This is a genomic window from Amycolatopsis samaneae (assembly GCF_039541975.1).
Taxonomy (GTDB): Bacteria; Actinomycetota; Actinomycetes; order Mycobacteriales; family Pseudonocardiaceae; genus Amycolatopsis; species Amycolatopsis samaneae.
This window is the reverse complement of the sequence record NZ_BAABHG010000015.1, coordinates 43310-61815: the sequence shown is the minus strand read 5'-3', so window position 1 is coordinate 61815 and position 18506 is coordinate 43310. Positions and strand designations below refer to the sequence as shown.

The following is an 18506-nucleotide window of genomic DNA, read 5'->3' as shown; positions in this document are numbered from 1 at the left end:
GGAAGAGTGACCAGAATGGGCGGCGAACTACCCACAGAGCAGCCAGGAAGCGCCCCTCGATGAACCCGTCCCGCGATCGTCTGGACGTCCTCGGTGACCTGCCCGGCGAGATCGTCCTGCAGTCCCCGCCCCTGCTGCCGAAGAGCGGCTCCGGCGGGCTGATGCAGCTGATGATGTTCCTGCCGATGATGCTGGGCATGGGTGCCATGTCGTTCGTCTACATCGGACGCGACGGCGGGGTGATGACCTGGATCTTCGGTGCCCTGTTCGTCACCGCGATGGGCGGCATGGTGGTGATGTCGCTCGGCCGCGGCGGGATGGCGAAGAAGGCGCAGATCAACGACGAGCGCCGGGACTACCAGCGGTACCTGACCGGGCTGCGCGGCCAGGTGCGCGACATCGCCGACGCGCAGCGGGCCACGCTGGTGGCGGCGCAGCCCGCCCCGGCGGATCTGTGGGCCTACGTGGAAACGGGCAGGCTGTGGGACCGGCGGCGCGGCGACGGGCACTTCGGGCAGGTGCGCGCGGGGACCGGGCCGCAGCGCCTGGCGACGCCGCTCAAGGCGCCGCAGACCGTGCCGCTGGAGGACCTCGACCCGGTGTCCTCGACCAGCCTGAAGCACTTCATCCGCACGTACTCCACGGTCGACGGGCTGCCGGTGGCGGTGTCGCTGCGGTCGTTCGCCGCGGTGTCGCTGTCCGGACGGCGCCCGGACACACTCGGCATGACGCGCGCGTTGCTGGCCCAGCTCGCCACCTTCCACTCCCCCGCCGATCTGCGGATCGCGTTGTGTGTCGCGGACGATCGGCGGCACGACTGGGAATGGGTGAAGTGGCTGCCGCACGCCGCGTCGGCCACCGCGGCCGACGCGACCGGGCCGCGGCGGCTGGTGGCCGCCGAGCTGGGGCCGCTGGCCGAGCTGCTCGGGCCCGATCTCGGCGACCGCCCGGTGTTCAGCCGCCGCCCGGCCGCGCTGCCCGACCTGCCGCACCTCGTGGTCGTCGTCGACGGCGGCCAGGCGTTCGGCGATTCCCGGCTGGTGGACGAGCACGGCAGGCTCGGGGTCTCCGTGCTGGAGATCGCCGGCGAGCAGCCGCGGACGGCGTCGAGCGAGCTGCTGCTGAGCCTGCACGCCGCGCCGGAACAGCTGGGCATGGTGGTCGCTGACGGCACCGAGCAGCGGCTCGGCTTCCTCGGTACGCCCGACCAGCTCGACCGGGGCGCGGCCGAGGCGCTGGCCCGGATGCTGACCCCGCGGCACCAGGCCGCCGCCGTGGTGGCCGAAAAGCCGATGTCCGCGACGTTCGGGCTGGCCGGGCTGCTCGGCATCGGCGATCCGCGCGACACCGACGTCGCGGTGACCTGGGCGCCGCGTTCGGCGCGGGACCGGCTGCGGATCCCGCTGGGCGTCGATCCGGACGGGCGGCCGGTCGACCTGGACCTCAAGGAGTCGGCCGAGGGCGGCATGGGGCCGCACGGGCTGGTCATCGGCGCGACCGGGTCCGGGAAGAGCGAGCTGCTGCGGACGCTGGTCACCGCGCTCGCCGTCACGCACTCCTCAGAAAAGCTGAACCTGGCACTGATCGACTTCAAGGGTGGCGCGACGTTCGCCGGGATGACCGGGCTGCCGCACACCTGCGCGGTCATCACCAACCTGTCCGACGACCTCGCGCTGGTCGACCGGATGGCGGACGCGCTGAACGGGGAACTGCTGCGGCGGCAGGAACTCCTGCACGCGGCGGGGAACTACGCCTCGGTGCGGGACTACGAGCGGGCCCGCGAGGGCGGCGCGAACCTGAAGCCGCTGCCGTCGCTGCTGGTCATCATCGACGAGTTCAGCGAGCTGCTCTCCTCGCGACCGGAGTTCATCGACCTGTTCGTCGCGATCGGGCGGCTGGGCCGCAGCCTCGGCATCCACCTGCTGCTCGCGTCGCAGCGGCTGGAGGAGGGGCGGCTGCGCGGGCTGGACTCGCACCTGTCCTACCGGATCGGGCTGCGGACCTTCTCGGCCGCGGAAAGCCGCGCGGTGCTGGGTGTCGCCGACGCCTACCAGCTGCCGCCGGTGCCGGGCTCGGCCTACCTCAAGTCGGACAACGACTCGCTCACCCGGCTCAAGGCCGCCTACGTCTCCGGCGAGCTCCCGCCGCGTAGCGAGGTCGTGCGCGAAGACGGCGAACGGCTCGGCGTCCTGCCGTTTTCCCTGGCCGCGGTGGAAGTCCCGGTGACCGAAGAGACCATTGTAGACAGTGTGCCGGAGGCGAAGGGCACCGGCGAGACCATCATCGGCGCGATGCTGTCCAGAGTGGAGGGTCAAGGTCCCGCCGCGCACCAGATCTGGCTGCCGCCGCTGGCCGAACCGCCCACTCTGGACCAGCTGCTTCCCCCGCTCGGCGAGGATCCGGAGCGGGGCCTGTGCCCGCTCGGCTGGGGCGGCAACGGAAAGCTGATGATCCCGGTCGCGCTGGTGGACAAGCCCTTCGAGCAGCGGCGCGACATGCTGTGGGCCGACTTCTCCGGTGCCGCCGGGCACGCACTGATCGTCGGCGCCCCGCAGAGCGGCAAGAGCACGCTGATGCGGGACGTCGCCGCGATGCTCGCGCTGACGCACACGCCGTCGGAGGTGCAGTTCTTCGTGCTGGACATGGGCGGTGGCGCGCTGGCGCCGATCGCCGGGCTGCCACACGTGTCCGGCTACGCCACCCGCCGCGACGCGCAGCGCTGCCGCCGCGTCGTCGCCGAACTGACGGCGTTGCTGGAGCAGCGCGAGGAGTTCTTCGCCGCGCAGGGCATCGAGTCGATGGCGGCCTTCCGCGCCCGCCGCGCGGAACTCACCGAAAGCACCGACGGGCGCGAATTCGGCGATGTGTTCCTGTTCGTGGACAACTGGACCACGATCCGCCAGGAGTACGAACAGCTGGAGGAGCAGATCACCGGGCTCGCCGCGCGGGGTCTCGGCTTCGGGATCCACGTCATCGTCTCGCTGAACCAGTGGATCGGGGTGCGCGCGCAGCTGCGCGACGCCATCGGCACGCGGTTCGAACTGCGGCTGGGTGATCCCGCCGACTCCTCGATCGACCGCAAGATCGCGCAGAACGTCCCCGCCGACGCGCCGGGCCGCGGCCTGACCGCCGACAAGCTGCACTTCCTCGCCGCGCTCCCGCGCATCGACGGCGACCAGCGCCCGGACACCGTCGGGACGGGCGGTGTCGACCTGGTCCGCCGCGTTTCCGCCGCCTGGCAAGGAGAACGCGCCCCGCAGGTCCGGCTGCTCCCGGCCGAGGTCCCGCTGGACTCGCTCCCGGCCGCGCCGGGCAAACGGGTCACACTCGGCATCGCGGAGTCGACGCTGAGGCCCGTCCATCTCGATTTCGCCGCGGACCCGCACTTCCTGGCCTTCGGCGACGTCGAATCCGGCAAGAGCGCCCTGCTGCGCGCGCTGGCCCGCGGCATCTCGGCGGCCTACACCCCCGACGAGGCGCTGATCCTGGTCGGGGACTACCGCCGCGCCCTGCTCGGCGCCGTCGACGAGCCGCACCTGCTGGGCTACGCGGGCGCCGAGAACACGCTGACGGATCTGGTCACCCAGTGCCAGACGGCGATGCGCAACCGCCTGCCCGGCCCCGACGTCACCCCCGACCAGCTGCGCAACCGCTCCTGGTGGCGCGGCCCCGAACTGTTCGTCCTGGTCGACGACTACGAACTCGTCGCCGCCGTGGGCCGCAATCCGTTGCTGCCGCTGCTGGAATTCCTCCCGCAGGCCCGCGACATCGGCCTGCACCTGATCATCGCGCGCGGCTCCGGCGGCGCGGGCCGGGCGCTCTACGAACCGGTGCTGCAACGCCTGCGCGAACTCGGCTCGCCCGGTCTGATCATGTCCGGCGCCAAGGACGAGGGCCCGCTGCTCGGCGACGTGAAGCCGTCGCCCCAGCCCGCCGGCCGCGGCACCCTGGTCTCACGGCGGCACGGCACCGGCCTCATCCAGGTCGCCTGGACCAAGCCCACCGACTCCTGAACGCCGCGCCCCGAGGTCCGTGTCCCGAACGCCCATGCGCCCCAATGCCACATTCGGTGCGTCCAACGCACCGAACGCCACATTGGGTGCGTCCAACGCACCCAATGCCACATTGGGGCGCTCGGGCCACCAGAGCGTCACCCGGTTGGCCCACTACGTTCCTCCTGCGCGCTACCGACTTCGGTAGGTTACGAAATCCCCAACCGGACACCTAGGTTGGTGAAATCGTTTCAACCGGAACGAACTCCCCGAACTCGTTGGCCGGAGGACGTTTTCATGCGAATGTCGAGGGCTGTCGCCGTGGCAGCCGGAGCCGCTGCGGCGCTGAGCATCGTCTCGGCCGGGGCCGCGAACGCCCAGGAGGACATCATCGGCGGCGGAACGGTCAGTTCCGCGCCGTGGGGTGCCCAGATCTACTGGAACAACGTCACCGACAACGGTGGCTTCGAGTGCTCCGGGACGATCATCGCCCCGCAGTGGGTGCTCACCGCGCAGCACTGCCTGAACAAGCCGGGCATGCACGTCAAGGTCGGCGACGTGAAGCTCCAGAAGGGCACCGAGGCCGCTGTGGACCAGCAGAAGGCCTCGCCCAACGGGGACATCGCGCTGCTGCACCTGAGCAAGGCCGTCAACACCACCTTCATGAAGCTGGGCACGGGCAACCCGTCCACCGGCGCGACCAACCAGATCTACGGCTGGGGCCGCACCGAGGGCAGCAGCCCGCCGGCGAGCACCCTCAAGACGGCGAACGTGAAGGTCACCGGGACCAGCACGGACGCCTTCGGCGGCCAGGCCATCGCCAGCAAGGGCGTCAACGGCTCGGCCTGGCACGGCGACTCCGGCGGCCCGCAGCTGGCCGACGGGGTGCAGGTCGGCGTCTGCTCGACCGGGAGCAACAGCGGTTCGGACCCGCACGGCACGCAGAACTACGCGAGCGTCGCGCACAGCCGCGACTGGATCAAGTCGACCGCCGGGGTCTGACCACCCCCGGGAAGAACACGCGAAGGTCCCCGCCGCCACGTTCGCCGTGGCGGCGGGGACCTTCCGCGTGCACCGCCACGAAGCGGTACCGCGTGGGAGGATGCGGCTCATGCAAGTCGAACCCATCGGGCTGGTCAGCTCGGCGCGCACCGAACCCCTCGACGACGACTGGGACACCGTCGCCGCGACGATCACCCTGGACAGCACGCGGTTCACGCCGGAAGCGCTGGCCGGGCTCGACGAGTTCTCCCACGTCGAGGTCGTCTACCTCTTCGACCGCGTCGACCCGGATCGTGTCCAGTACGGCGCCCGCCGCCCGCGCGGAAACCCGGCCTGGCCCCCGGTCGGCATCTTCGCCCAGCGCGGCAAGGGCAGGCCGAACCGGATCGGCGTCACCACCTGCGCGCTCGTCGGCGTCGACGGCCTGACGCTCACCCTGGCCGGACTGGACGCGATCGACGGCACCCCGGTACTGGACGTCAAGCCGTACCTGACGGAGTTCGGTCCCCGTGGCCCGGTCCGCCAGCCCGCGTGGTCGCGCGAACTCATGGCGGGCTACTGGTCCACAGTGGACTGACCGGGGCTCAGCCGCACTTCGCCGAGCTGATGAGCGACACCGCGCCCACCTTCCCGTCCGGTGTGGTGGTGAACTCGTAGCTCCAGCCCGGTTTCTCGGCGATCGGCAGCTGGTACCGCTTGTTCTCGCCGAGCTTCAGTCCACGAGGTTCGTAGGCCTTCTTCAGCTCCTCCAGCGAGGATCCGGCCCCGATTCCCTCCGCGGTCTTCGCGTCCTGCGGAGCACCCAGCTCGCGCAAACCGTCCTTGCCGAAGGACGCGCCCCCGGCCGCGGCGAAGGCCTTGTCCCGTGCCTCACGCTTGCCCGCGACATCGGCCGACGCGAGCGCCGCGTCGGCGGCCAGCTTCGCGGATCCCGCCAGCTTCGCCGCCGAGTCGGCGTATTCCCGGGCCGAGGCCCCCTGCCGGACCTGCCCCGCGCCGGCGGAGTCTTCGGACTTCTGCCGCAGCTCCTTCGCCTTCTTCTCCGCCGCGTCCTCGGCCGCCATCCTGGCCGGATCGGGTGCCGGGCCGCCGGTGTAGCTGAAGTCCGTGCAGCCGTCCAAAGTGGACGTCGGCGCCGGTGCGAGCTTTCCGGAGGCCAGTGCCGCCTCCTTGGCCATCCCCGGCACCAGGCCGCGGTAGCCTGCCGGGCCGAAGGCCTCCGGCGCGGGCGCGGCGGAAGGCGCGGTACCGGTCTCAGTCCCGGACGAACAGCCCACCACCACGGTGAGCACCACGGCGGCGAGACCGGCGCCGATCAGGCGGACACCCACGGAACCGGGTCTCGCGGCGGACATGTTCAGGTTGGTCTGCATCGACTGTTACCCCCTCTTTCCACCGGGAAGACTAGCCGACGCCCACGACGGTTTCCGAGCGGAATACCGGCCGGGCGCGCACCGACAGCGCCGCCGCGCCCGCCATCGCCGCCAGCACGCCCGCGGCGGCCAGCAGTGTCCAGAAGTCGGGGTGCGCGACCGACTGTCCCCGCAGCGCCTGCCAGGTCAGGATCACGAACATCCCGGCGTACCCGAGCGCCGCGGTGCGCACCAGCCGCCGTCGCACCAGATCGGACCGCAGCGCCGGGTGCCGTCGTGCCAGCAGCACGAGGCCGAGCGCGATCAGCGGCACCACCTGGATGGCGTGGATCCCGACGAAGTGCGGGATCCGCAGGTCCCCGCCGACCGAGCTCCAGCCGGTCAGCGGCAGCCCCGGCCCGCCGTCGGGCGCGCCGACCGTGTGCGCCCCGAACGTCGTGGGCTGCCCACCGGCACGGAACACCGCGGCCTGCTCCGGTGTCGCGGAGAACATGAACATCGCGGCGGCCATCCCGGCCAGCGACAGGCCGGTCCCCCAGCGCAGCGCGGAACTCAGCGCCCGGTCCGGCATGCGCTGGCACAGCAGCAGCACGGCGACCGCGGCGATCGCCAGCCAGGCGAGGTAGGCCCCGCCCGCGACGACGTTGTTGATCGCGCTGTCGGCTGCCGTTTCCTTGTTGAAGTGCAGCTGGCGGTCGCGGAAGATCATCTGGAACACCAGCAACGCCATGTCCAGCCCGATCGCGAAGGCGAACACCGTGCCGAGCCACCAGCCGGTGCGCCGGGCCCGCCGCACCTGGGACAGCAGCAGCGCCAGGGTGATCGCGTAGGACCCGATCGCGACGGTGAACTTGAAGGGCTTGAGCCAGATCGGCGCGTTGACCATCGTCCGGTCGTCGATCGCGAGGCCCAGCAGCGACACCAGGCAGAGTACCGCCATCGCGCCGGTCAGCACCACGAGTGGACGGTGCAGGGAGCGTAGGCTGATTCCGTTGTCCGACATGGCATCGAGCGTTCCGCGTGCGGCCACGCGAGACACTGGTGCGGGCACCCGTCACCGGGTGGGGACAACCCCACCGGCGGCCTGTGGGTAATACTGCCGTCAGTACGACCGGCAGTTGTGCCGTTTGACCACACCCTCTCATTTCCTAGCGTGACATTCACCATGAGCGACTCGGAAAGCGAGCCGCTCCCGCCGGGATTTCCCCCGAACTAGAGAGGAGGTGGCCCGTCGATGTCCAGTCCGGGATTCCAGTCCGATTCCGCCGCGATGACGCGCGCCGTCCAGGGCTTCGAGGAAACCGCGTCGAGCGCGAAGACCACCATGGCCAGCTTGGAGTCCGAGCTGACCGAGACGCTGCGCAACTACAAGGGTGACCAGGCCCTCGCGTTCTGGGACCTGCAGCGCCGCCTGCAGGAGAAGATGGGCGCCGCGGTCCGCGAGCTCGACACCATGTCGCAGCTGGTCCACTCCAGCCACTCGAACTACAACCACGGCGACGCGGACACCAGCTCCAGCTTCAAGGGTGTCGGCAACACGCTCGAGGGCAGCGTCGTCCCCCGTCTCAACCTCTGATCGTTTCCGGAGAGGACACTTCCGATGGCCGATGTCGTCGAAATCAATTTCGCCGCGCTGCAGCACAGCTCGGCGTCGCTGGCCGCCAAGGCCAAGACGCTGACCTCGCAGCTGGAGCAGCTGCACCAGAACCTCCAGCCGATCACCTCCACCTGGTACGCCTCCGGCAGCTCCGCCGGTGAGGCCGCCCGCCAGGCCGAGACCCGGCTGCGTCAGGCCACCGCCGACATCGTCGCGATCATCGCGCAGTTCGGCGGCAAGGTCGGCGAGGCGCACGACCTCCAGCACCAGCTGGAGAACCGCAACCAGAGCCTGTTCGCAGGCTGATCCCGCCGTCGGTTGGCCGGTGCGAGGTGACCCCCAGCTCGCACCGGCCAACCGGCTTTTCCGCGTCAGCTGACCACGAGAAAGTCGGGACCGATGCACGACCAGTCGTACTACGTTCATCTGGAGTCGCTCAAGGACTTCGTGCGTGAGCTGGAGACCCAGATCCACGCGATGGCGAAGCCGAACGACTTTCTGCTCACCCTCGGCGACCATCCCCTGCTGTTCGGCGAGTTCGGCGAGGCGGGCTCGCTGGCCGAGGCCCACCGCGAGGCGGTCGCCGAGATGCAGGGCCTGCTCGACCAGGTCCGCGGCGCCATCACGTTCGCGCAGGACGTGACCACCACCGTCGCCGACGGCTACCAGTCGGCCGACGAATCGGTCGCGGGCGATCTGCACACCTCGGGCCAGGTGACCGGCCTGCTCGATCCGCTGCTGTCCGTGCTCGGCCTCGGTGGCTCGGGCGGGACGTCGAACGCAGGGGGAATCAAGGGATGACCACCGCACACACCAACTTCGCCGCCTACACCCACCAGCAGCTGTATGCGATGCTGCAGGCGGGCGACCCGAACAGCGCCCGCGCCGCGGCCGACAAGTGGGCTTCGACCGCGCGCGGTCTGCACGACCAGGCCGAGAACCTCTCCGCCGAGCTGAGCGACTTCTCCGACAGCTGGGCGGGTGGCGCCGCCGACCAGTACCACCGGATGATCAGTGACCTCGTCGGCGGGATCCGCAAGGTCGCGGTGACCGCGCAGGGCATGAACCACCTGCTGGAGGACGCGGCCGACGCGCTGGTGAAGGCGAAGAAGCAGATGCCGCCGCCGGTCCCGGTCCCCGACGTCTCCCCCGCCGACGTCGCGCTCGCGGTCAACCCGCCGCTGCTGCCGCCGGACGCCTCGCCCGCGGTGGTCCAGGCCGCCGCGCAGCAGCGCCAGCAGGCGATCACCAACGTCGAGCAGCAGCAGGCGGCGTCCAACGCCGCGGGCACCGCGCATGGCAAGGCGATCGTGGTGATGACCCAGCTCGCCGGGGACTACACCGCCGCGGAGGAGGCGATCCCTGTGTCGCCGAACGCGGCGCCGGTCCCGAAACCACCGGCCGGTGGCGGCGCGAGCACCGGGGGCGCGCCCGCGGTCGGCAACGGTGTCACCGGCACCGCGCCTCCGCCCGTCGTGACTCCCGGTTCCGGACACCCGTTGCCCGGCGGCACCCCGACACCGCCGGGCACGGGCCCCGCTCCCAGCGGGGGCAGCCCGCTGTTCGGGGACATGTTCACCGCGGGGCTCGCGGCGGCTTCGGCCGCCGCGTTCGGCCGGTTCGGGTCGATCATGCCGAAGATCCCGGCGTGGGCGAGCGGCAAGAAGAACGAGGAGAACAAGGAAGAGAAGCCGCCGGGCACGAAGCTCGGAGGCGGCGGTGCCGCGGCGCCGGGCGCGACCGGCGGCGCCGGTGGCGGCATCCCGATCGGGGGCGGCGCGCCGCCGGCCGGCGGGATCCCCGGTGGCGGCGGGGTCAGCGGTCCCGGCGAGGTCCCGGCCGCGCACTCCGGGCTGGCCGGTGACGGCGCGGGCCAGGCAATGTCCGGGCTGGCCGGTGGCGCGGCGGGTGCCGTGGGCGCCGCCGCGGCGAAGAGCGCGATGCCGATGATGCCCATGATGCCGATGGGGATGGGCGCGGGCGGCGATATGGGTTCGGGCAAGCGGATCCCGGCCTGGCTGGTCGAGACCGAGAACGTCTGGGGGCAGTCGTCCCCGGTGGCGCCCTCGGTGATCGGTGAGGAACCGGAAACCCGCTGAGCGCGGGGAAAGGGACGTACTCGGTGACTTCTGCACCCACCGCCGGGGGTTACCGGGTCGTCCCGGCCCGGCTCGATCAGGTGGCGGGCGAGTTGGGCGGCCAGGCGGACGCGCTCGCCACCGCACAGTCCACAGTGGCCGGTGAAAGGCTCCCGGCGGCGGCGTTCGGCGAACTCGCCGGGTCCGCCGCCGCGGCGGCCGCCTTCACGAAGACGACGACCGGGATCGCCGACCGGCTCGGCAAAAAGGTCGACCGGATCCGGTCCGTCCAAACAGGACTGACCGGGAGCGCGGCCGGCTATCGCAGGCTCGACACGCGGGTCGCCGCGATGTACCGCGCGCTGCTCCCGGAGGACCCGCTGCCCGCCGCCGGCCGTCCGGCCGGGGCCGGCGGCGGGGCGGACACCGGCGCGTGGGCGGGCGAGATCACCCGCAACCGGGCGAAGGTCGCCGACGCGCTCACCGGCGAACGCAAGCACCTCGCGGGGTTGCTGGCCCACGGCGGCGAGGCCGAGGACATCGCCCGCGCCCGGCGCCGGATCGCGCTGTACGAGGACATCCTCGCGCACAACCGGCAGATCCTGCGCTTCGATCCCGCGGGCGACGGCCGGATCGCCGAGCTGATCGGCCATCTCGAACCCGGCACGCACAGCGTCGGCGTGTTCGTGCCCGGTACCAACACCCGGCTCGACAACTTCGACGGCTACGCCGGGCTCGGCCGGAGCCTGGTCGCCGCGGACCCGGCCGGGCGGACCGCGATGGTCGTCTGGGCCGACGGCGTGTTCCCCCAGGGCGTCGTCGCCGAAGCCCCGGACTCGGCCTACTCCAGGGCGCAGGCCCCGGATCTCAAGGCGTTCACCGACGAGCTGCGCGGGCAGATCGCGAGCCACGCCGGCCGCGACGTCATGGTGACCGCGATCGGGCACAGCTACGGCGGTGCCACCGTCGGCCTCGCCGAAGGGCTCGGGCTCGACGTCGACCGCGTGCTGCACGTCGAATCGGCCGGGATGGGCCACGGGATCTGGAGCCCGGCGGATCTGCCGCCCAGCCAGGCCGGGGTCCAGCGGTACTCGATGACCGCGCCGTTCGACCCGATCGTTCTCGCGCAGGGTAACGCGGGCGTGGCGGAGTGGCTCGGCTCGGACCTCGGCCACGGCGCCGATCCGGACACCTTCCCCGGCGTCACCGAACTGGATACCGGCCGGGACGCCCACGGCGACGTACTGTGGGGCCTGTCCGCGCACAACGACGTCCTCAAGCCGGGATCCGACTCGTGGCAGAACATCTACGACGTGATCACCGGCGGGACGGTCACCCCCGAAGGCAGCTCCGCACCCCGCGGCTTCGGCGAGCGGGGCTTCGCGGGCCCGAACACGTTGAGGACCATTCCGTGATCACCGACAGCACCGACCTCGACCGGCTGGCCGAGGAACTGACCGCCGTCATCGACCACGTCGCCGCGACGTTCGGCGAGGGCGCGCTGCCGACCGTGCGGGGCGAGCTGGACTGCGACCCCGCCCGTCCCGGCCTGCTGACCTGCTGGCAGTACGGCGTCCGGCTGGAGCGGCCCGCGCACGCCGAACGCCGCCTGGTCGAACTCGTCGTCCCCCGGCTGGAACGCGACGGCTGGCAGGTCCACGACCGCAGCAACGCCCTGGAGCTGATCGCCCGCTGCAGCCGCGACGGCGCCGACTTCACCGTGCACGTCGCCCGTTCCGGCGCCGGCGTAGCCATCGTCGGCTCCACCCGCTGCGTCACCCCCTGATCACGCGAGTTCTCCTTCCAGTCACGCGAGTTCGCCATTCGAGCACGCGAGTTCGCCGTTCCCGTCCCGGTGCGGGTTCGGAGACGTCGCGTGCGGGTGTGGAGGTCTCGCGTGATCAGGAGGAGTTCTCGCGTGAGGGGGCGAACCGGGAGGGGCGCCAGGAGCGGCGGCGGCCCCGGCGGAACGCCGCGACGGCGAAACCGGCGGTGACCGCGGCGCCGACACCGGCCAGTGCGAGCGCGCCCGCGACGCGGTCGGCGTGCGGACGGGCGTCGGCGGCGGCGGGCGTGACGGCCGGGAGCGACGCGGGCTTTCCCGGCAGGCCGGGGCCCGCGACGTCGGCGGGCAGCGCGGAGGACACGGCGGCGTAGGCATCGACCACGCCCCAGCCCCGGCGGGGATCGCGGCCGCCGGAGGCGGGCCGGTGTGCGGTCAGCAGGAGCCGGGTGACCACCTGGTCGCCGGTGAGACCGGGCTGGTAGGCCCGCACGAGCGCGGCGGCGCCGGCGACGTAGGCGGCCGCGAGGCCGGGATTCGTGATGCCCCACCGGTGTCCGCCACCCGGCCCGGCCGAGGTGCTCACCAGGTCCGCGCCGGGAGCGGCGAGGCCGAGGTAGCCTCCCGCCTCGGTCTGCGCGGGTTCGCCCGCGGCGTTGATCGAGCCGACCGCGAGCACCCCGGGTGTCGCGGTCGGGTAGGTGTGCCCGCCCTGCTGGGTCGCGGCGGCGGGCGAGACGACGACCGCGCCCCTGCCCCGCGCCCGGTCGACGGCGGCCGACAGCTCCGGACTGTCCGCTGTGGACGGTACGGCCACCAGGATCACCCCGGCGCCCTTCTGGGCGGCCTGGTCGATCGCGGACGCGAGCGCCTTCGGGTCGCCGCCCTCGGTGCTGCCGCCGCCGTTGGTGTACCGGATGGGGAGGATCCGCGCCTCGGGCGCGATCCCGGCGAAGGTCGTCGACGGATCCGGGCGCGCCGCCACGATCCCGGCGGCGATCGTGCCGCGCCCGTCGCAGTCCGACGCCGCCTCCGCGCCACCGGTGAGCTGGCCGCGCAGCTGCGGGTTCTGCCCGTCGACCCCGGTGCCGACGACGGCGACCACCTGTTGTTCGCCCCGGGTCAGCGGCCAGATCCTGGCCGGGTCGAGCAAGCGCTGTCCCCACGGGACAGCCCCGGTGTACGTGCCGAGCGGGGTCGCGCACTGTCCCTGCGCGGGCGGCGCCGCCGAGGCCGTGGCCGGGATCCCCAGTGCGAGCAGGCCGGTCACCGCCGCCACTCCGCCGAACCGTCGCGCCACGCCGTTCTCCCCGAGTCTCCGCCTGCCCGTCCCCAAGCTAGGCCGGAACTCCCGGCGGGAACGACGGCAATTCCGCCGTCGCGGCTTTGTTTCCCCCAAGTCCGTGAATGCCACATTGAGGGACTCAGAGTCCCTCAATGTGGCATTCACGGATCGACGTGCCTGAGGCTTGTCGGTACCCCCGGCTAGAGTGTTGACCGGGGGCTCTCGAGGTGTCTCGAATCTTCCGTTCGCGGCTTCACGGCGTCTCCGTCAGTGCAGGTCCATGCCCAGGTCCAGCGCGGCGGAGGAGTGGGTCAGCCCGCCCACCGACAGGTAGTCCACCCCGGCACGGGCGTACGCCGCGGCGCGGTCAAGGGTCAGGCCGCCGGAGGACTCCAGCCGGGCCTTCGGGGAGACCTCGTCCCGGCGCTCGACCGCCCGCGCGCACAGCTCCGGCGAGAAGTTGTCCAGCAGGATCTCGTCCGCGCCCGCCGCGAGCGCCTCCTCCAGCTGGGCCAGATCGTCGACCTCGACCTCGCACGGCAGTTCCGGCGCGTGCTCGCGCGCGGCCGCCAGCGCCGCGGTCACCGAACCGGCCGCCACGACGTGGTTGTCCTTGATCAGCACCGCGTCGCCGAGGCCGAGCCGGTGGTTGACCCCGCCGCCGCGGCGCACCGCGTACTTCTGCAGCAGCCGCAGCCCCGGCAACGTCTTGCGGGAGTCCCGGATCGCGCAGCCCGTACCGTCCACTTCGGACACCCAGGCCGCGGTGGCGGTGGCGACGCCGGAGAGGTGGCACAGCAGGTTCAGCGCGGTCCGCTCGGCGGTCAGCAGCCCGCGGACCGGACCGCTCAGCACCAGCGCGGGCTCACCGGCGACCAGCCGCTCGCCGTCTTCGCGCGCGCCGAGCACCTCGTAGCCCCCGCCCAGCACGACGTCGAAAACGGCCAGTGCCACGGGAATCCCGGCGATGACACCGGGCACCCTCGGCGTCAGTTCGGCCAGCGCGCGGGCACCCGCGGGCACCGTGGCGGCGGTGGTCGCGTCATCGCCGTACTTCAGGTCCTCGGCCAGCGCCGTGGTGACCACGCGCCGGACGTCGTCGAGGTCCAAGCCCTCCTTCACCAGTGCCAGCTCGACCTCGGGCGAGATCGGGGAAAACTCGGTCATGCCACACCCTCCATCCGCATCTGCCCGGTCAGCACCGGCTGGCCGGAGGGACTGAGCCGGATGAACTGGCTGCGCCGCCAGTCCAGCCCGCCACGATCGGGGAAATCCGTGCGCACGTGGCAGCCCCGCGACTCGGTGCGCCGCACGGCCGCGGCGAGCAACGCCTGCGCCGCCAGGGTGAGCGCGGCGTCCTCCACCGCGGCGTGTGTCGTCATTGGACTGTCCTTAATGGACAAGTCGAGGACGGAGCCCGCGGCGGCGAGCCCGTCGGCGTCCCGGCCGATCGCGGCGTAGCGGCTCATCACCCGCTGGAGCGCGTCCCGGTCCGCGGCCCGCGCCGTCCCCCGCTCGGGCAACCGCCCGCGTGCCGGGTCGGCGAGCAGCCCGGCGGCCAGGTCGGCGCTCACCGCCTCGGCGGCGCGCTGCCCGACCACCAGTCCCTCCAGGAGACTGTTGGACGCCAGCCGGTTCGCGCCGTGCAGCCCGGTGCGGGCGACCTCACCGGCCGCGTAGAGCCCGCGCACCCCGGACCGTCCGTCCACAGTGGTCACCACGCCGCCGCACGCGAAGTGCGCCGCCGGGGTCACCGGGATGCCGTCGACGGCCGGGTCGACCCCGATGGCCGCGCAGGCCGCGTGCACGGTGGGAAACCGCTTGGCGAAGCCGGGAACGCTGGTCGCGTCGAGAAAGACGTGATCGGCGACGCCGCCGGGCGCCAGTGCCATCCGCCGCGTGATCGCCGCGGACACCACGTCGCGCGGCGCGAGGTCGCCGAGCGGGTGCACCCCGCGCATCACCGGCGAGCCCGCCGCGTCCAGCAGGGTCGCGCCCTCCCCGCGCACCGCCTCGGTGACCAGCGGGCACCGGCCCCGCGCGCCCGGGGTGTAGAGCACGGTCGGGTGGAACTGGACGAACTCGACGTCCGCGACCGTGGCGCCGGCCCGCAACGCGAGCGCGAGGCCGTCGCCGGTGGCGATCTCCGGATTGGACGTCGCCTGGTAGAGCTGCCCGAACCCACCGGTCGCGAGCAGCACCGCGGACGCGCGGACCACCCCCGGCACGCCGTTGCGATCGAGGACGGCCACCCCGGCCACGTCCCCGGCGGGCGTGCGCAGCGCGTCGACGGCGATGTGGTGTTCCAGCACGGGAATCCCGCTGCCCCCGGTCCGCGCCACCAGGGTCCGTTCGACCTCGGCCCCGGTCGCGTCGCCGCCGGCGTGGATCACCCGGAACGCGCTGTGCCCGCCCTCGCGGGCCCTGGCCAGCGCCGGGCCGCCCGCGGCCGCGACGTCGAACCGGGCGCCCGCCGCGCGCAGCCGCGCCACCGCCGCCGGGCCGCCGTCGAGGATCGACCGCGCCGCGTCCTCGTCACAGAGCCCCGCCCCCGCGGTGAACGTGTCCTCGGCGTGTTTGCCCACCGTGTCACCGAGTTCGTGCTCGCCCTCCAGCACGACCGCGACGCCGCCCTGTGCCCAGCGCGTGTTGCCGTCGGCGACCGTCGCCTTGGTGACCACCAGGGTGTGCAGGCCGAGCTCCTGGGCACGCAGCGCGGCCGTCAGCCCGGCCACACCGCTGCCGATCACCACCAGGTCCGCGCGCGCCTCCCAGGCGGGGGTGGTTTTCGCCTGAAAGTCACTAACCGAGGTGGTCATTCGCCGCCGCCCGGCTGCCCGATCTCGATCATCCGCCGCACCGAGGCCCGCGCCTTCGCCGCGGTTTCCGGATCGACGTGGACCTCGTCGGCGCCCTCGCGCAGCGAGCGCAGCAACGCCGCCGGGGTGATCATCTTCATGTACCGGCAGGAGGCCCGGTCGTTGACCGCGCGGAAGTCGATCTCCGGCGCCGCCCGGCGCAGCTGGTGGATCATGCCGATCTCGGTGGCCACCAGCACCGACTTCGCGCGGGTCTCCCGCGCGGCGTGCACCATGTCCCCGGTGGACAGGATCTTCACCCGCTCCGGCGCCACCGCGCCCTCGCCCGCGAGGTAGAGCGCCGAGGTCGCGCACCCGCATTCGGGGTGGATGAACAGGTCCGCGTCCGGGTTCTCCTCGGCGCGCGCGGCGAGCTCGGCGCCGTTGATCCCGGCGTGCACGTGGCACTCCCCGGCCCAGATGTGCAGGTTTTCCCGCCCGGTCACGCGTTTGACGTGCGCGCCGAGGAACTGGTCCGGCAGGAACAGCACCTCCCGGTCGGCGGGAATCGAGGCGACGACGTCGACGGCGTTCGAGGAGGTGCAGCAGATGTCCGTCTCCGCCTTGACCTCGGCGGTGGTGTTCACATAGGACACGACGACCGCGCCGGGGTGCTCGGCCTTCCAGGCGCGCAGTTCGGCACCGGTGATGGAGTCGGCCAGCGAGCAGCCCGCCCGCGCGTCCGGGATCAGGACGGTCTTCTCCGGCGCGAGGATCTTCGCGGTCTCGGCCATGAAGTGCACGCCGCAGAAGACGATCGTGGCGGCGTCGCTGCTCGCCGCGATCCGGCTGAGCGCCAGTGAATCGCCGGTGTGGTCGGCGATGTCCTGGATCTCCGGCACCTGGTAGTTGTGCGCCAGCAGCACCGCGTCCCGCTTGCGCGCGAGCGCCCGCACCTCGTCCGCCCAGTCCGCGTTCGCCTCGACCCCGCCGTAGGGCGTGAGATCGGTTTCCATCGTGGTGGTCATACCTGGCCCTCCTGGACCCGTCCTCGGTTTTCGCCTTATAATCGAAAACCGTGCGAAGTCATCTTAACACCCGTGCCCCGCTGGCCCACGAGGTTTTGGGGGCGGTACTTCAAGTGCGCTCGGACACACTCCGGGTGCTGCTGTGGCAGCGCGCCCTGGATCCCCACCTCGGCCGCTGGTCGCTGCCGGGCGGGCGGCTGCGCCCCGACGAGGACGTCGAAACGTCCATCCGGCGCCAGCTCGCGGAGAAGGTCGACGTGCGCCAGCTCAAGCACGTCGAACAGCTGGCGGTGTTCAGCGCGCCGGAGCGCGTCCCGGGCCCACGCGTCGTCGCGACGGCGTTCCTCGGCCTCGTCCCCTCCGACGTCGATCCCGAAATCCCCGAGGACACCGCCTGGCACGACGTCGCGGAGCTGCCGAGGACGGCGTTCGACCACGAGTCGATCGTGCTGCGCGCCCGCGACCGGCTGCGCTCGAAGCTCTGCTACACGAACCTTGGCTTCGCGCTCGCTCCCGAGGAGTTCACGGTTTCCGCGCTGCGCGGGCTCTACTCCGCCGCGCTGGGCTACCGCGTGTCCGCGACGAACCTGCAGCGCGTGCTGTCCCGGCGCGGGCTGCTGGAGCCGACCGGGCGCACCGCGCCGCCCGGCCGGGCGGGCGGGCGTCCCGCCGCGCTGTTCTCCTTCGCGGGCAAGGGGATGCAGATCACCGACCCGTTCGCGGTGTTCCGCCCGCCGTCGGGCCGCTGACCGCGCTGCGCGGCGGCCGTTCGCCCCGTACCGTGAACGGGTGGCCGAGCCCGAGCAGGAAACCAGCGAGACGACGATACTTCCGTTGTTCCCGTTGCAGACCGTGTTGCTGCCGGGCACTCACCTACCGCTGCACATCTTCGAACCGCGCTACAGACAGCTGACCGCGGACCTGGTCAGCGGCACCGTCCCCGGGCGCGAGTTCGGCGTCGTCGCGCTCCGCACCCCGGTGATCCGCGAGGTCCGTGGTCTGGACCATCTCCACGACGTCGGGTGCAGCACCGTCCTGCGCGAGGCCAAGCGGCTGCCGGACGGCCGCTTCGACGTCGTGACCACCGGGCGCCGCCGGTTCCGGCTTCGCGAGGTCGACTGTGTGTCGGCGCCCTACCTCATCGGCTCGGTCGACTGGCTCCCCGACGACCCCGTCCCCCCGGCCGCCGCGGACACCACGGCGCGGCTGGCCGAGGTCGCGCGGGCCGCGCACGAACGGTACTGCGAGTCCGCCTGGCGCTCCGACGACTGGCAGCGCCCCGACCCCGGCACCGACGTCGCCGACCTCGCCTACCAGCTCGCCGCCGACTGCCTGCTCCCGGTGACCGACCGGCAGCGCCTGCTGGAGGAGACGCATCCGCTGCGCCGCCTGCGGATCGTGTGCCGCCTGCTGATCCGCGAGGCCGGATTCCTCGACGCGCTCGGCGCCGTACCGCTGCCGCCGGGCGAACTCACCGACCTGAGCCGCCCGGCCAACCTCAACTGACCGGCGCCCCCACGAACGCCCCAATGTGGCGTTCGGTGCGTCCAACGCACCGAACGCCACATTG

General features: G+C 72.5%; 17 protein-coding genes. 11 read left to right on the top strand and 6 right to left on the bottom strand.

Annotated features, from left to right (window positions below; translation table 11 throughout):
* Positions 1-59: 59 nt before the first annotated feature.
* From eccCa to ABD987_RS33595, 3 genes are all read left to right on the top strand, one after another.
* On the top strand, positions 60-4013 hold the full coding sequence (eccCa, locus tag ABD987_RS33605) for a type VII secretion protein EccCa (protein ID WP_345403468.1): 3954 nt from the start codon (positions 60-62) through the stop codon (positions 4011-4013).
* Between the two features lie 276 nt (positions 4014-4289).
* The gene (locus ABD987_RS33600; RefSeq protein ID WP_345403465.1) at positions 4290-4994 is read left to right on the top strand and encodes a S1 family peptidase; all 705 of its coding nucleotides are present in this window, start codon (positions 4290-4292) and stop codon (positions 4992-4994) included.
* A gap of 109 nt (positions 4995-5103) precedes the next feature.
* On the top strand, positions 5104-5571 hold the full coding sequence (locus ABD987_RS33595) for an SAM-dependent methyltransferase (RefSeq protein WP_345403462.1): 468 nt from the start codon (positions 5104-5106) through the stop codon (positions 5569-5571).
* Between the two features lie 7 nt (positions 5572-5578).
* On the opposite strand, the gene ABD987_RS33590 is transcribed toward ABD987_RS33595, so the two are convergent.
* Together ABD987_RS33590 and ABD987_RS33585 are read right to left on the bottom strand one after the other, a co-directional pair.
* The gene (locus tag ABD987_RS33590; protein WP_345403459.1) at positions 5579-6367 is read right to left on the bottom strand and encodes a hypothetical protein; all 789 of its coding nucleotides are present in this window, start codon (positions 6365-6367) and stop codon (positions 5579-5581) included.
* A 31-nt stretch (positions 6368-6398) separates the two neighbouring features.
* Entirely contained in the window at positions 6399-7370 is a 972-nt protein-coding gene (locus ABD987_RS33585) for a hypothetical protein (protein WP_345403456.1), read from the bottom strand.
* 231 nt (positions 7371-7601) lie between these two features.
* On the opposite strand from ABD987_RS33585, the gene ABD987_RS33580 reads away from it, so the two are divergent.
* From ABD987_RS33580 to ABD987_RS33555, 6 genes are all read left to right on the top strand, one after another.
* A complete protein-coding gene (locus ABD987_RS33580) occupies positions 7602-7943 on the top strand; it encodes a WXG100 family type VII secretion target (RefSeq protein ID WP_345403453.1) in 342 nt (113 codons plus the stop codon).
* A gap of 24 nt (positions 7944-7967) precedes the next feature.
* A complete protein-coding gene (locus ABD987_RS33575; protein WP_345403450.1) occupies positions 7968-8270 on the top strand; it encodes a WXG100 family type VII secretion target in 303 nt (100 codons plus the stop codon).
* Between the two features lie 93 nt (positions 8271-8363).
* Complete coding sequence (locus ABD987_RS33570; RefSeq protein WP_345403447.1) at positions 8364-8765, top strand: hypothetical protein; 402 nt, start codon at positions 8364-8366, stop codon at positions 8763-8765.
* A complete protein-coding gene (locus ABD987_RS33565) occupies positions 8762-10063 on the top strand; it encodes a WXG100 family type VII secretion target (protein WP_345403444.1) in 1302 nt (433 codons plus the stop codon). Before ABD987_RS33570 ends, ABD987_RS33565 begins: the two co-directional genes overlap by 4 nt.
* Positions 10064-10086: 23 nt before the next feature.
* Positions 10087-11457, top strand: coding sequence for an alpha/beta hydrolase (locus tag ABD987_RS33560; protein WP_345403441.1), 1371 nt, complete (start codon positions 10087-10089; stop codon positions 11455-11457).
* Positions 11454-11828 carry a hypothetical protein gene (locus ABD987_RS33555; RefSeq protein ID WP_345403438.1) on the top strand — a complete coding sequence of 125 codons (375 nt, stop codon included), beginning with the start codon at positions 11454-11456 and terminating at the stop codon, positions 11826-11828. Before ABD987_RS33560 ends, ABD987_RS33555 begins: the two co-directional genes overlap by 4 nt.
* Positions 11829-11943: 115 nt before the next feature.
* On the opposite strand, the gene ABD987_RS33550 is transcribed toward ABD987_RS33555, so the two are convergent.
* The 4 genes from ABD987_RS33550 to nadA all read right to left on the bottom strand — a co-directional run bounded on the left by ABD987_RS33550 (position 11944) and on the right by nadA (position 16936).
* Complete coding sequence (locus ABD987_RS33550) at positions 11944-13125, bottom strand: S8 family serine peptidase (RefSeq protein ID WP_345403435.1); 1182 nt, start codon at positions 13123-13125, stop codon at positions 11944-11946.
* Between the two features lie 252 nt (positions 13126-13377).
* On the bottom strand, positions 13378-14277 hold the full coding sequence (nadC, locus tag ABD987_RS33545) for a carboxylating nicotinate-nucleotide diphosphorylase (RefSeq protein ID WP_345403432.1): 900 nt from the start codon (positions 14275-14277) through the stop codon (positions 13378-13380).
* A complete protein-coding gene (locus ABD987_RS33540) occupies positions 14274-15929 on the bottom strand; it encodes an L-aspartate oxidase (protein ID WP_345403429.1) in 1656 nt (551 codons plus the stop codon). Before ABD987_RS33540 ends, nadC begins: the two co-directional genes overlap by 4 nt.
* Positions 15926-16936: a quinolinate synthase NadA gene (nadA, locus tag ABD987_RS33535; protein WP_345403426.1), complete on the bottom strand. Its 1011-nt coding sequence runs from the start codon at positions 16934-16936 to the stop codon at positions 15926-15928. The genes ABD987_RS33540 and nadA overlap by 4 nt, the downstream gene beginning before the upstream one ends.
* A gap of 113 nt (positions 16937-17049) precedes the next feature.
* Here nadA and ABD987_RS33530 point away from each other — a divergent pair, with 113 nt between their 5' ends.
* A complete protein-coding gene (locus ABD987_RS33530; protein ID WP_345403423.1) occupies positions 17050-17685 on the top strand; it encodes an NUDIX hydrolase in 636 nt (211 codons plus the stop codon).
* Positions 17686-17725: 40 nt separating this feature from the next.
* The gene (locus ABD987_RS33525; protein ID WP_345403420.1) at positions 17726-18442 is read left to right on the top strand and encodes an LON peptidase substrate-binding domain-containing protein; all 717 of its coding nucleotides are present in this window, start codon (positions 17726-17728) and stop codon (positions 18440-18442) included.
* Positions 18443-18506: the final 64 nt, after the last annotated feature.